This window comes from Paraburkholderia fungorum (genome assembly GCF_902833645.1).
Classification (GTDB): Bacteria; Pseudomonadota; Gammaproteobacteria; order Burkholderiales; family Burkholderiaceae; genus Paraburkholderia; species Paraburkholderia fungorum.
In genome coordinates this window covers 565,402-578,497 of sequence record NZ_CADFGE010000003.1, presented here as the reverse complement: position 1 = coordinate 578,497, position 13,096 = coordinate 565,402, and the positions used below count along the sequence as shown (strand labels likewise).

At 63.5% G+C, this 13,096-nt stretch carries 13 protein-coding genes; 5 read left to right on the top strand and 8 right to left on the bottom strand.

The window, feature by feature from the left end; all coding sequences use genetic code 11:
• The first annotated feature begins 108 nt into the window (after positions 1-108).
• The 4 genes from HWX91_RS13725 to HWX91_RS13710 all read left to right on the top strand — a co-directional run bounded on the left by HWX91_RS13725 (position 109) and on the right by HWX91_RS13710 (position 2,651).
• The gene (locus HWX91_RS13725) at positions 109-1,098 is read left to right on the top strand and encodes a LysR family transcriptional regulator (RefSeq protein ID WP_052660605.1); all 990 of its coding nucleotides are present in this window, start codon (positions 109-111) and stop codon (positions 1,096-1,098) included.
• A 28-nt stretch (positions 1,099-1,126) separates the two neighbouring features.
• Positions 1,127-1,342 (top strand): hypothetical protein, encoded by a 216-nt coding sequence (locus HWX91_RS13720; RefSeq protein WP_028194265.1) that lies wholly within the window; start codon positions 1,127-1,129, stop codon positions 1,340-1,342.
• Positions 1,343-1,614: 272 nt separating this feature from the next.
• Positions 1,615-2,127 (top strand): redoxin domain-containing protein, encoded by a 513-nt coding sequence (locus tag HWX91_RS13715; RefSeq protein ID WP_028194264.1) that lies wholly within the window; start codon positions 1,615-1,617, stop codon positions 2,125-2,127.
• Complete coding sequence (locus HWX91_RS13710) at positions 2,124-2,651, top strand: DsbA family protein (RefSeq protein ID WP_028194263.1); 528 nt, start codon at positions 2,124-2,126, stop codon at positions 2,649-2,651. The genes HWX91_RS13715 and HWX91_RS13710 overlap by 4 nt, the downstream gene beginning before the upstream one ends.
• A gap of 9 nt (positions 2,652-2,660) precedes the next feature.
• Here HWX91_RS13710 and HWX91_RS13705 read toward each other — a convergent pair whose 3' ends face one another.
• The 8 genes from HWX91_RS13705 to HWX91_RS13670 form a co-directional block, all read right to left on the bottom strand.
• A complete protein-coding gene (locus HWX91_RS13705) occupies positions 2,661-3,455 on the bottom strand; it encodes an SDR family NAD(P)-dependent oxidoreductase (protein WP_028194262.1) in 795 nt (264 codons plus the stop codon).
• 111 nt (positions 3,456-3,566) lie between these two features.
• Positions 3,567-5,831, bottom strand: a complete 2,265-nt coding sequence (locus HWX91_RS13700; protein ID WP_028194261.1) for a xanthine dehydrogenase family protein molybdopterin-binding subunit — start codon at positions 5,829-5,831, stop codon at positions 3,567-3,569.
• Positions 5,828-6,340: a (2Fe-2S)-binding protein gene (locus HWX91_RS13695; protein ID WP_028194260.1), complete on the bottom strand. Its 513-nt coding sequence runs from the start codon at positions 6,338-6,340 to the stop codon at positions 5,828-5,830. Before HWX91_RS13695 ends, HWX91_RS13700 begins: the two co-directional genes overlap by 4 nt.
• Positions 6,337-7,629, bottom strand: coding sequence for a c-type cytochrome (locus HWX91_RS13690; protein WP_028194259.1), 1,293 nt, complete (start codon positions 7,627-7,629; stop codon positions 6,337-6,339). The genes HWX91_RS13695 and HWX91_RS13690 overlap by 4 nt, the downstream gene beginning before the upstream one ends.
• Before the next feature lie 75 nt (positions 7,630-7,704).
• Positions 7,705-8,847 (bottom strand): alkene reductase, encoded by a 1,143-nt coding sequence (locus tag HWX91_RS13685; protein ID WP_028194258.1) that lies wholly within the window; start codon positions 8,845-8,847, stop codon positions 7,705-7,707.
• 147 nt (positions 8,848-8,994) lie between these two features.
• A complete protein-coding gene (locus HWX91_RS13680; protein ID WP_028194257.1) occupies positions 8,995-10,209 on the bottom strand; it encodes an MFS transporter in 1,215 nt (404 codons plus the stop codon).
• 36 nt (positions 10,210-10,245) lie between these two features.
• A complete protein-coding gene (locus HWX91_RS13675) occupies positions 10,246-11,394 on the bottom strand; it encodes an FAD binding domain-containing protein (protein WP_028194256.1) in 1,149 nt (382 codons plus the stop codon).
• Entirely contained in the window at positions 11,391-12,044 is a 654-nt protein-coding gene (locus HWX91_RS13670) for a DsbA family oxidoreductase (protein WP_028194255.1), read from the bottom strand. The genes HWX91_RS13675 and HWX91_RS13670 overlap by 4 nt, the downstream gene beginning before the upstream one ends.
• A 118-nt stretch (positions 12,045-12,162) precedes the next feature.
• Here HWX91_RS13670 and HWX91_RS13665 point away from each other — a divergent pair, with 118 nt between their 5' ends.
• On the top strand, positions 12,163-13,083 hold the full coding sequence (locus HWX91_RS13665; protein WP_028194254.1) for a LysR family transcriptional regulator: 921 nt from the start codon (positions 12,163-12,165) through the stop codon (positions 13,081-13,083).
• The last annotated feature ends 13 nt before the right edge of the window (positions 13,084-13,096 follow it).

Genomic DNA, 13,096 nt, shown 5'->3' with positions numbered 1-13,096 from the left:
CGCCCGCTATGCGCGGCTAGCAAAACTTAACACCACGTAACTCGCGTTCGAGGACCCGGCAGCTCACTATTCGGTCCATGCAATCTGTCCTTTGACGCGGAGATCATCATGGAACGTCTGAAAGCGCTGGAGATTTTCAAAGCCGTAGTGGACCACGGCAGCTTCACCAAGGCGGCCGACGCCGCCCATGTAGGCGTTCCCTCGGTGAGTCGGGCGGTGCAGGATCTGGAGGCGCTTCTCGGCGTTCAACTTTTCAATCGGACCACGCGGAAGGTGTCGTTGACAACGGTTGGGCTAACGGTGCTTGAGCACGCCACCGGAGTTCTGGACTGTTACGAAGACCTTGCGCGGATCAGTAGCGATATCGCGCTCGACGTTTCGGGGGATCTGCGTGTCGAAGTTTCCGTCCTGTTCGGCATGAACCGCCTTGCACCGGCTCTGTCCAGCTTCATGCGCGCGTATCCCAAGGTGCGAGTGGATACGCGCCTCGTGGATAACAGTGTCGAGACCTTGGGCGACCTGGCCGATCTTTCCATTGTTGTCGGCCGGTCCGTGCCACCCTCATATGTAGCGCGCTCGCTCGCCGCGACGCGCCTGGGGATCTACGCAAGCCCGAGCTTTCTGGACAGTGCCGGCCTGCCCGTCCATCCAGACGATGTGCGCCCGGATCTGTGCATGGCGGTCCTGGCCGGTTCGCATCAAGCTTCATGGCAGCTTAGCCATTCATCGACGGCCGAGCGCTCGGTGCTCGGCGCGCGTAGCCCATTTCGCACCAATTGCCCGAGCGCATTGATTTCCGCCGCCGTTGATGGCCTCGGGGTGGTGATCGCGCCGGAGCAGATCGCGCGTACTGCGCAATCGCGTGGCGAACTGGTTCGGATTCTGACCGATTGGCAAGCACCGTCGCTGGAGACCCAGTTGTTGTACCGCTCGCGACGTAACCAGCCAATGCGTGTGCGCAGACTGATTGATCATCTCGTGCGCTCCTTTAGCGAGAACGCCGATCCCGATTCCGAGCCGGCACCGTTCAGCCCGTTGTCACCCACCCACATGATCTCCGCAGAGGCCGGCGCGCACCGTGCGTTGCTGGCGGCGTGAATCTCTACTGATGTGTAGGAGCCACCTGATGGACCCTGAAGTCATCTCGCGAATACTTGGAATAACGGCACGTGCCTATGGCCTGTTGCAAGGCGCAGGCGATCCGGACGCTGCGCCGCGAGCGTCGCCGGTGCGATATGCGCCTGCGCTGGGCGATGCCATGCGAACGACGCAGGCGCGTCATGACCGAAATGCACAGGCCGCGAGCCAGGACTTGACGTACCGCTACCCGTTTTATGCATGAGCGGGCACTGCAACTGTCAAAGACATTAGTCATACGGAGAGAACTATACAAAGGTCCTGGATAGATACCTTTTCCGTTGAGCGGGTCATCTCAATGGATAGCTGTTTCGACGATCGCGTTCGGCCTATTCTGCTTAGGACCATTTGAAACAGAGTGGAACAGCGCTCGCACCATGACAGCACGTCTTTTGTCGAAGTGGTGCCCAGCGACGTGTCCTCGTTCGCGCGAGCGCATGCCTGACGAGGCGAAATTCTCCAGGAGAGTAATCGACCATGACCACGACTCAATTCCCATCCGCGGGCCCGGTTCTTCGCTCCGGCATGCGCGCGCCGGAATTCACCTTGGCCGCCACGCCTGACCAGAAAATATCGCTGTCCGAATTACGCGGTTCGCCGGTCATCCTGGTGTTCTATCCCGCTGACTGGAGCCCGGTCTGCAGCGACGAACTGGCATTGTTCAACGCGGCGTTGGGCTCATTTCGCCCGTTCGGTGCGCAACTCCTTGCGATCTCCGTCGACAGTGTCTGGTCGCACGCCGCCTATGCGTCGCAACGCAGTTTCCATTTCCCCCTGCTTGCCGATTTCGAACCTAAAGGGGCCGTGGCCCAGGCCTATGGCGCGTACCGCATAACCGAAGGCGTTTGCGAGCGCGCGCTGTTCGTTCTCGATGACGAGGGCATCGTTCGATGGGCCCACGTCTTCCCTATCGCAATCAACCCCGGCGTCGACGGCATACTCGGCGCACTTGAGCAGATCCACACGTCTATCCAACAGGAAGCGCTATGAGCCATCTTTACCCACCCGTCGAAAACTTCGATCACACGCAAGGTCCCGCCGATGCACCGGTGACGCTGGTCGAGTACGGTGATTTCGAGTGCCCGTATTGTGGGGCGATGTACGGAGTGCTCAAAGCGGTGCAGCAGGCGATGGGCGACCAGCTCCGCATCGTGTTCCGGCATTTTCCGCTGGCCGACATGCATCCGCATGCGCTGCACGCCGCCGAATTCGCGGAAGCGGCGGCCACGGTCGGCAAATTCTGGCAGGCGCATGACGTGCTGTACGAAAATCAGAACGCTTTGACGGACGCGGATCTGCGCCGCTATGGGGCGTATCTCGGGATGCGCGCACAGGACGTGGCGAGCGCATTTGAAGGGACTTACGACGAGGCCGTTCAGAAAGACTTCGACAGTGGTTTGCGAAGCGGCGTGAACGGCACGCCCACGTTGTTCATCAACGGTCATCGCTACGACGGGGACCGCGACGCCGAGAGTCTGGTCGCGGCCCTGCGTGCCGCCATCCGGCACGCGTAAGCCAGTCGGTCACGCAATCGAATCGACCACGCCGCCGTCCACTCGCAGTGCGGCGCCCGTGGTCGCTGAGGCCTGCGGCGAGCACGCATACACGACCATGTTCGCGATCTCCTCGGTGCTGGCGGGCCGCTGAATGAGCGACGTGCTGCGGTGTTCCCGCACGAACTCGATCCCGACCTGTTCGACGGTTTTACCCTGCGCCCGGGCGGTGTCTTCCACCATCGTGCGAAAGCCGTCCGACAGGGTCGGGCCGGGTAGCACGGCATTCACCGTCACACCGCTGCCCGCCGCCTCTTTGGCGATACCGCGCGCAATGCTCAGTTGCGCGGTTTTGGAAAAGCCGTAGGCCAGCATATCGGCCGGGATATTCAGGCCCGATTCCGACGAGATGAACACGACGCGTCCCCACTTACGTTCCATCATCCCTTTCAGATAGGCGCGCGTGAGCCGGACGCCCGACATCACGTTGACCTGAAAGTAGCGCTCCCAGTCGTCGTCGCCGGTGCTGAAAATATCGCCGGGGCCGAACACGCCCAGATTGTTCACGAGAATGTCAGTTTGCGGCACGGCTTGCGCCAGCGCGTCGCAGCCCGCGCGCGTGCCCAGGTCGCCGGCAAAGCCTTGCAGTTTCGCGTGCGGCACCGTCTTGAGAATGGATGCGATGGCACGGTCGACGGCTTCCTGCTTGCGTCCGTTAACAAGGGTGTGCGCGCCGGCTGCGGCGAGTCCGGTTGCAATGGCGTGACCGATGCCCGCGGTGGAGGCGCTGACAACGGCGGTTTTGCCGGATAGATCGATGATCACGGGTTCACTCCTGGTGGAAATGTCATGTGCCGCCAGTCGTTAGCACACGTCGTGCCGCCAATGCTGTCACTGGCGGTACCGAGCGGCACCGAGCGGCACTTCGGGGACTCACTATGCGTCTATTTGACGGCGCAAACCGTCGCCGCCCAACGGCATGTCGCGCAAGCGCTTGCCGGTCGCGTCGAATAATGCGTTGCCGAGCGCGCCGGCGGTCGGTCCCATGGATGCTTCCGCGGCGCCCAGAAACGGCGCGCCGGGGCGATCGATAAGATGCACGTTAATGCTACGCGGCACGGCGGAATAACGCAGAATCGGATAGCTGCTCCAGTCGAAGCTTCTGATCCGCTCCTGATCGAACTTCAACTCTTCGTAGAGCGTCCAGCTTGCCGATTGCACGATGCCGCCTTCGATCTGATTGCGGATGCCGTCGGGGTTGACGATCTGTCCGGCGTCCACCGCCACTTCGGCGCGTTCCAGGGTGACCTGGCCGGTTTCGGGCACGACAGAAATCTCGACTGCGATCGCCACGTAAGCCATCAGGTTCTTATACTTGCCGAACGCGAAGCCGACGCCATGATTGGCCTTGCGTGGCGGCCGCGGCCAACCGAATTTTTCGGCCACCAGTTTAATGACGTCGCGGGCGCGCGGGTCCTGCATATGCCTGAGCCGGAACGCGACCGGATCGACCCCGGCGGCGGCGCTCAATTCATCCATGAACGTTTCGATTGCGAAGACGTTCATGTGCGCGCCGAGTGAGCGCATGGCCGACGAGTGCAACGGCATGGTCGGCGAAAAATTGTTCATGATGTGCATGTTCGGCAGCGCATACAGCGGTATCGCGTTGCGGTCGCCGCCGCCTTCGGGTTGCAACATCGGCACCGAGGGCGCCGGCACGAACGGCTTCTCCAGCAACTGCGCCGGAATCAGGCGCCCGGCGTTCACGATCCGCTCGTTGTGCGAACTGCTCCACAGCGCGTAGTTCCAGTCGACGATCATGCCGCTCACGTCGAGCGAAGCGCTCACTTCGGTCACCATGGCGGGTGTGAAATGGTCCCAGGTGTGTTCCTGCTCGCGCATCCATTGCACGCGGACCGGCAGGCCGCCGGTTTCACGCGCGATCAACGCGGCGTGCGCGGCCACGTCGTCCGCGCCGTTGTGGCCGTAGCAACCCGACCCTTCGACGTGAATGCAGCGCACCTTGTCCTTGGGCAGCGACAACATTTCCGCGAGCCCGTCGCGCAGGGGATAGACACCTTGCGAGTGCGTCCAGACGGTCATGTTGCCGTCCTTGAACTGCGCCACCGAGCAGGATGGGCCGATCGAGCCGTGCATCATGTAGCGCTTGCTGTATTTTGCGCTGAGCGTTTTCACCGGTGCACCGGCTGCATTGTGGGTGTTCGCGATCTCGATGTGTTCGGTGGAGATCTGTTTCAGATCGCGGTGCACGGTGGCGGGATCGGGTAATACACGCCCGGCGCTCCAGTGGCTTCCCGCCGCCAATGCGCGCTGCGCCTGCACGGCTTGCCATTCGCCTTTGGCGACCACGGCCAGCATGCTGCCGTTCCTGATCACCTTGACGACGCCCGGCATCTTCAGAATCTCGGGCGTATTGGTGTCGAGCAGTTTGGCGTCGTAGACGGGCGGCATCACCACGCGGGCATGCAGCATGCCCGGCAGCACCATGTCCTGAACGTAGCTCGGGCCGCCGGTGACTTTGCCGGGAATATCCACACGAGGCAATGACGTGCCGATCGTATCGAACGTCGTGGGGCTTTTTAAGGGCGAAGTCGGCGACGCCATGCGATGCAGGTCGACGAGACTCACCGCTTCGCCGTAAGTCATGCTGCGGCCGTCCGGCGCCTTGATGATCGCGTTATGCGCGCTCAAGGTCTGGCTGTCGACGCCGAAATGCTTGGCGGCAGCGTCGATCAGCAGACCCCGCACTTGCGCGGACGCGTTCAGCAATGCGCTGCCGCTGTCCGCCATCGTATGGCTGCCGGCCGTGAGCCCTTCGTCGGGCGAGGCACCGGTGTCGGCAGTCAGGAAAGTGATGAGCGACGGCGCCATGTCCAGCTCTTCGGCGGCGACTTGTAGCAGCGCGGTACGCACGCCCGTGCCCAGTTCGACCTTACCGGTGTAGACGGTTACCTTACCTGCCGCATCGATCTTGATCCACGCGTCCAGATAGGGATTGGTCTTCAGACTGCCGGCGAGCGCCTGGGTCGCTTTGCCGATATGCACCGCGGCGCCTTCGTCGGCGATCACTTCCTGTGCCATGGCCGACACGCCGGGGAACAGACTGAAACTCACCACGAGCGCGCCGGACATCATGAAGCGGCGGCGTCCCTCGTTGATTTCTTCCTCTTTGACGCTCATTGCGCGCCTCCGTGACTGACCGCACCTTCGGATGAGCCGGATGCTGCGCCGGCGGCGGGCAGGTGCGCCACTGCGCGAATCGCCGCAAGGATGCGCGTGTGTGTGCCGCAACGGCAGAGGTTCGGTTCCATGTGGTCGCGGAGTTCGCCCTCGGTCGGCCGAGGATTGCGATCGAGCAACGCCTGAGCGCGCATGATCATGCCGGCGATGCAGTAGCCGCACTGCACAGCCTGATGGTCGATGAAGGACTTCTGCAGCGGACCGGGATGCTCGGCCGTGCCGAGACTCTCGATCGTGCGCACCGGCCGCTTGCCGACTGCCGATACGGGCATCAGGCACGAGAACACGGCCTCGCCGTCCACGATCACGGTGCATGCGCCGCATTGCCCTAGGCCGCAGCCGAACTTCGCACCGTGCAGTTGCAGGTCGTTGCGCAGCGCGTAGAGCAGCGGTGTGGCCGGATCGATATCGAGCGCGTGTTGCACGCCATTGACGGTAAGGTTGATCATCGCGCGGTGTTCTCCTGTCTGACTTTGGCCGCCATTGTCTCGACGTCCTGCCACGGCCCGCGCTGCGAATAGGTTGCGCGAATGTAGGACGCAAGATCGGCGATCTGCCGGTCGTTGTAAACCTGATTGAAGGCGGGCATGTAGTTCATGCTGTCCTCGCCGTGCCAGCCGTTGCCGCTCAATATCATCTGGACCGCGTTGCGCGGCGTTGCGGCATTGACGGCGGTGCTGAAGGCCAGCGTGGGGCGCTCGCCGATCGACTGCATCGGCGCAGCAGGGCCGTGGCATTGCGCGCACGAGGCAGTGAACAAGGTCGCGCCGCGTTGCACGTCCGGCGAGTCGGCGGCTTGAGCGGCGCTGTCGGTGGCGACGGCTTGCGCTGCGGCCGGCTGCGCCTTCTGGATCGACAGGATGTACGTGGCGATCGCCTGTACATCCTCTTCAGGCACGGTGGCCAGATCGCGCGTGACGGGCAACATGGGGCCGGCGGCGGCACCGTGTTCGCTGGCGCGGCCGGTGCGCAGATACATGACGAGCTGGTCCTGGGTCCACGGTTTCGGTGCTGCGCCCAGCGCCGTAAGCGCAGGCGCTTCCCAGCCGTCGACCATGCCCCCGTCGAAGGCCTGCCCCGACTTCTCGCCGCCAATCGCATTGAGTGGCGAATGGCACGACGCGCAGTGGCCGGGACCATCCACCAGCAGCTTGCCGCGGTTCCACTGGGCATCCTTCGAGGCGTCCGCCTGCTGGGCGCCCGGGTGCAGGAACAACACGTTCCAGAACGCCAGCAAGGGCCGGAAGTTCAACGGGAAAATCAGGTCGTTGGCGGGAGTGGTCGCATTGACCGGTTCACGCGTCATCAGGTACGCGTAGGCCGCTGAAATGTCGCCGTCGGACATGCGCGTGAAGTGAATATACGGAAACGCCGGATACAGCAGATGCCCGTCGCGCGCGACGCCGTAACGCACCGCGCGCGTGAAGGCTTCAAGCGACCAGCTGCCGATGCCGGTTTCGACGTCGGGCGTGATGTTGGTGGCGTAGATCGTGCCGAACGGCGTGGCGAGCGGCAGACCGCCGGCGAACGGCTGGCCGCCCTTCGCGGTATGGCAGACGATGCAATCGCCGAGCGCGACCACGCGCGCGCCGGCGAGCTTCGTTTGCGCGTCGAACGACGAAGCCGCCGGAGGACTGATCGGTGCGATGCCAGGCCTCCACATCAGCAGCGTAGCGACGATCAGCGCGGCCACGACGACCACGCCGCCCACCGTCAGCCATTTAGACTTGCGAGTCATTCACGCACCTGTCATAGAAGTCTTGAATCGAAGAAGCCGCACGGACTACGCCGGGTGCGCGGCTTAGGGCATGCGTCATGCGTGCGCGGTGCCGGGCTGGGCGGCCTGGCCGGCGCTGCTGTCGAACGGATAGTCGATATAGCCGGTGTGGTCGCCGCCATACCAGCCGACCGCCTTCGGTGACGCGAGCGGCGCGTGGGTTGCAATGCGTTCGACCAGATCGGGGTTGGCGATATACGCGCGGGCGAATGCCACCAGGTCGGCGTGGCCGTCGCGGATCAGCGCGTCGGCCTGGTCGATGGCAATGCCGCCGTTGAGCATCAGGGTGCCCGGGAACGCGCGGCGCATGCGTTCGATGATCCGCGGCAAGTCCGGCGCGCCGCTCCATCCGTTAGTGTCCGCCGCGTGCAGGTAGGCGACGCCGAATTCGCCGAGCATCTTGCCGACGTAGTCGTAGGTGCCGTCCGGGTCCGCGTCGCGCACGTTGTTGTAGTGCGCGTAAGGCGAGATGCGCACGCCGACCCGGTCGAGCGAGACCACCGAGCCGATCTCCGTGAGAATGTCGCGCAGGAAGTTGGCGCGGTTCGCAATCGAACCGCCGTAGCGATCATCGCGCGTATTGGTCGTCGACGAGAGGAACTGATGTGGCAGGTAGCCGTTCGCCGCGTGGACTTCGACACCGTCGAAGCCGGCCGCGATCGCGTTGACCGCGCCCTGTTTGAACGCGTCGATGGTGAGCTTCACTTCGTCGAGCGACATGGCGCGCGACGGCGTGGCGTGGATCTTGGTGTACTGGCCGTTTTGCAATTGCGCCCAGACCTGCAACTGTTCGAGGTCGTCATTCACGCCCGAAGGGGAGAGCGGCGCTTCACCGCCCAGCAGCGCAAATGAACTGACGCGCCCGCCATGCCACAACTGCATGAAGATGCGGCCGCCGGCGGCGTGCACCTGGCTTGTAATATGGCGCCAGCCGTCGATCTGCTCGGTCGTGATGATGCCGGGCGTGAGTTCGAAGGCGGCCGAGGCCGGGCTGACATTGGTGGCCTCGGTAATGATCAATCCCGCCGACGCGCGCTGCGCATAATATTGCGCCATCATCTGCGTCGGACGGCCTTGCAACGGCGCGCGCGAGCGCGTCATCGGCGCCATCACGACGCGGTTCGGCAGGCGCAGTCCATTCAGATCGTAACCGTCGAGCAGGGGTGAAAGGGAGGACATGGTGATTCCTTTGCAGGCGATTGAGCGTCGTTCAGGTAATTGACTATGTGGGTTAGCGTATCGTCAACCTCACGGAAATTCCTGAAGACGCCCTGAAATGTTGTTAACCCGGACAGCAGGCCGTCCGGTCTCGTGATTGGGTGTAGATCAGGCGATGCTGGCGGCGTGCGGACGGCCGATCGCGAGATAGTGAGCCAGCGCAATGATTGGGAAGGCCGTCGCGACGGCGGCTACCAGCGGCCAGCCACCGTGCTCGTAGAGCGGGCTGGCGAGCGCGGAACCGAACGCACCGCCCACGAAAATGCTCGTCATATACAGCGCGTTCAGGCGGTTTCTGCTCGCGGCATGCAACGCATAGATCTCGCGTTGACCCAGCACCATGTTCATCTGCACGGCGAAATCGAGCACGATGCCGGTTGCCACGAGGCCCAACACGCCCCACGCCGGATGGATCAGTGCCGGTGCGTAGGCGAGCGCGCCCACGACCAGCGCGATCAAGGTGGCGCGCACCGTGTGACCCGCGTCGGCCAGACGGCCCGCGACCGGTGCCGAGGTGGCGCCGATCGCGCCTACTAGCGCGAAGATGCCGATCTCGGTCTGCGACAGCCCGAAATGACGGGTCAACTCGACGGGGATCGCGGTCCAGAACAAACTGAACGAAGCGAACATCAGCCCCTGATACAGCGAGCGATGGCGCAACACCGGCATCGTGCGGAGCAGGTGGCTGAGCGAGCCGATCAGTTCGAAGTAGGTCGCCTTGTGATCCGGTTGGCGGCGTGGAATGGTCAGCGCGAGCACGCTGGTCACGATCGTCATCAGCACGGCTGCGGCGCCGAACACCGCACGCCAGCCGAAATGCCCGGCTATGACGCTGGAGATCGGACGCGACAGCAGAATGCCGAGGAGCAGCCCGCTCATAATGGTGCCGACCACTTTGCCGCGCGATTCGTCCGGCGCGAGATGCGCGGCGAGCGGAATCAGGATCTGCACGGCGACGGAGCTGAAGCCGACCAGCAGCGAGATCGCGAGGAACCAGCCCGGCTGTTGCGCGAACGCCGCGGCGGCCAGACTCACGATCGACACGAGGGCCGTAGTGATCATCAGCTTGCGGTTTTCCAGCAGGTCGCCGAGCGGCACGAGAAAGAACAGACCGAACGCATAGCCGATCTGCGTGAGCGAGACGATCAGGCTGGCTGTGCCGCCGGACATGTGAATGTCCGGTGCGATCAGTTCGGTGATCGGTTGCGCGTAGTACAGGTTCGCGACGATCGCGCCGCAGCAGAACGCGAACAGCGCGATCAGACTGCGTGTCATTTTGACGGGATGGGTGCCGCCCGTCGCGGTGGATGCCTGGGTTGACATGAAAAACTCCCTGAAGTGAGAAACGGAAAAAGTGGTTCAGCGGGCGATGTTCATCAGCCGGTCGCCGAGCGAAATGCCCAGATCGGTCATCAACTTGCCGCGTTGCAACTGCTGGTTCTCCCAACGCTTGAGCGCTGAATCGATCGTCGTGCCGCTTTGCCATGTCGAGGACAACGCGAGCGCCAATGAATGGGCATTGGCCGCCGCCTTCGCGGTGCTGCCCGCCGTATGGGGGCGCGGCACCGAAGCGGCGTCGCCGAGCAGCACCGCGCGGCCGAACACCATCCTCGGCGAGCGCAGGTCGACGATCGGCTGCATGAACGGGTCGTCGGTGGCCTCGACTAGCGCGCGAAACGTCGGCCCGAGCCACGTTTTGGCCTCGTCGCGCAACTGGGCGATGTCTGCGCTCTTGGTCGAGCCGGGCGGCAGCGAAAATGCACGCGCGACGCCGTGTCGGTCGACCAGCAATGCGTCGAGTTGCGACTGACTGTATTTGCGATACCACACCCAGTTCCAGCGACGCTCACCGACCGCGGTCGAATCGTTGTCGCCCGGAATCAGGTAGCAGAGTCCCGAATGCCCGTCGCCTTGCTGAAAGCTGAAGCGCTCGCGCAGCATGTTCGCGGCCGGCAACGGCAGATCGGCTTCCTCAACCAGCCCGCGCCACGCCACATAGCCTGCGTAAGCCGGCACGACTTCGGGGAGCAGGCGGCGCCGCAGCGTCGAACGAATACCGTCGGCGCCGATCAGCAAGTCAGCCCGTTCGCTGCGGCCGCTCTCGAACTGCGCGACGATCTGTTCGTCCTCCATACGGAAATCGACAAACGTCTCGCCGGCGTGCAGCGCCTGCGCCGGCAACGCATTTTTCATGGCGCGATACAGCAGGCTCCACGACGTCTGCATTTGTGGCATGTAAAACTGTTCGATACGCTGGTCGTTGCGATCCAGATAGATGCGCTCGCCCGACGCCACGCCAGGGGGCACCGGCAACGCGACGCCGGCGAACTGCAACGCATCCAGCACGTCCGGTTGCAGTACGACGCCGCCGCCGCGGCTTTCCAGTTGATTGGGCGAGGTTTCGAATACGTCGACCTCCCAGCTGGCCGCTCGCAAGGTATTGGCCGAGAGCAACCCGCCAAGCGATCCGCCGATCACAACGGCGCGCGGTTTTTCATGCGATCTCATGCTGCGTTCCTTTGCGTTGCCGAACGCAGCGCGTTGGTGAAGACCACGGGCGGCTGGGCGCCGCTGATCACATTGCCGTCTATCAGGATGGTCGGCACGGCCTGCACGCCGAGCTTGTCGGCCCGCGCGCGCGCGGCGTCCATCTCCTGATTGCCGGCCTCGGAGAGCAGGTAGGCGCGCACGTCGCCGGCATCGAACGCGTTCTCCGCGGCGATCGCGGTCAAGGTATCGAGCGAGCCGATGTCGCGGCCTTCGGAAAAGTAGGCCGCGTAGATGGCCTGATACAAGGCAGCGGTCTTCAGCGGTTCATTGCGCTGTTGCGCGAACTGCATCAGGCGATGCGCCAGACGCGTGTTCGGTGTGCGCAACACTACGTCGTAATTGAACGGCGCGCCGGCCGCCAGGCCCGCGGCCGTCACTTGCGAGTCCATGACTTGCGAGCGCGCCCAGCTGCCGAATTTCTGGCTTCGGTAGGCACGCCGGTCCATGCCCTCGACCGGCATGAGCGGATTCAATTCGAACGGCACGTAACGGATCGACACAGCCGCGCCCGTGCCGGCTTGCGCCAGCGCCGCAGCAAGATTGCGTTGACCGATCCAGCACCACGGACAAATGAAGTCGTAATTGATTTCGATCTGAATGGCTTGCATGTTGCACCCCTCACTAGGTAATGGATGCAGCTTATACGTTGCGTTTCGATCGTTGAATGGGGATAAAATGCAAGCTGGCGTTGCGTTTTTCGCAACCAAATCGGAAGCCGGAAAGATCATGGACAAATTCCTCGCGGTGAAAACGCTATTGGAGGTGGCGGACGCCGGCGGCTTCTCGAAAGCCGCCCAACGCCTTGGGGTGGCCACCTCCTCGGTCACACGCTTGATGGACGCGCTGGAAGCCTCCCTTGGCACTGCGCTGCTGACCCGTACCCCGAGAAAGGTCAGCCTCACGGACGCCGGCATTGCTTACGCCGAACAGGTCAGCAAGGTGCTCGACGAGCTGGCCGAGGCTGACGAGAGCGTGTTCGACAGCGGCGCGTCGCCGGTCGGCGCATTGCGCATCGCGGTGCCGTCCACCTATAGCCGCCTGCGGCTCGCACCGCACCTGGCGGCGTTTCTCTCGGCCCATCCCCGCGTCTTTCTCGATGTGGTCGTTGCCGATCACTTTGTCGACCTCGCGCTCGAGCGGATCGATGTCGCGATCCGGATCGGCCTGCTCGATCGCGACGCCAACCTGATTGTCAAAAAGCTGGCGGACAATCCGCGCTACGTGGTGGCAAGCCACGACTACCTCGAACGCAACGGCACGCCACGAACTGCGGAGGAACTGGGCGCTCACGAGTGCCTTCGCTTCGCATACGGCGGCGGCTATCGCTCCCGGCAGGTCTGGACTTTCCGGCGCGACGACGCGCAGCAGCGCGTCGACGTGCGTGGTCATCTGCTGTCGAACAATCTCGACATCCTGCTCGAAGCCGTGCTGGCGGGACGCGGCATTGCGTTGCTGCCGGAGTGGCACGTCGCCGCCGAGATTCGCGCGGGACGCCTCATGCGCCTGCTGGAGCAATTCGATGCGAGTCCCCATCCAGGCGATGCGTTCGTGTACGCCGCCTACCTTCCCAATCGCCGCCAGTCCAGTAAGGTGCGGGCACTTATCCAGTTTCTCGAAGCACGTCTTCACGCTGCCCTCGAAGGCTGAACGGTGGGTGCCC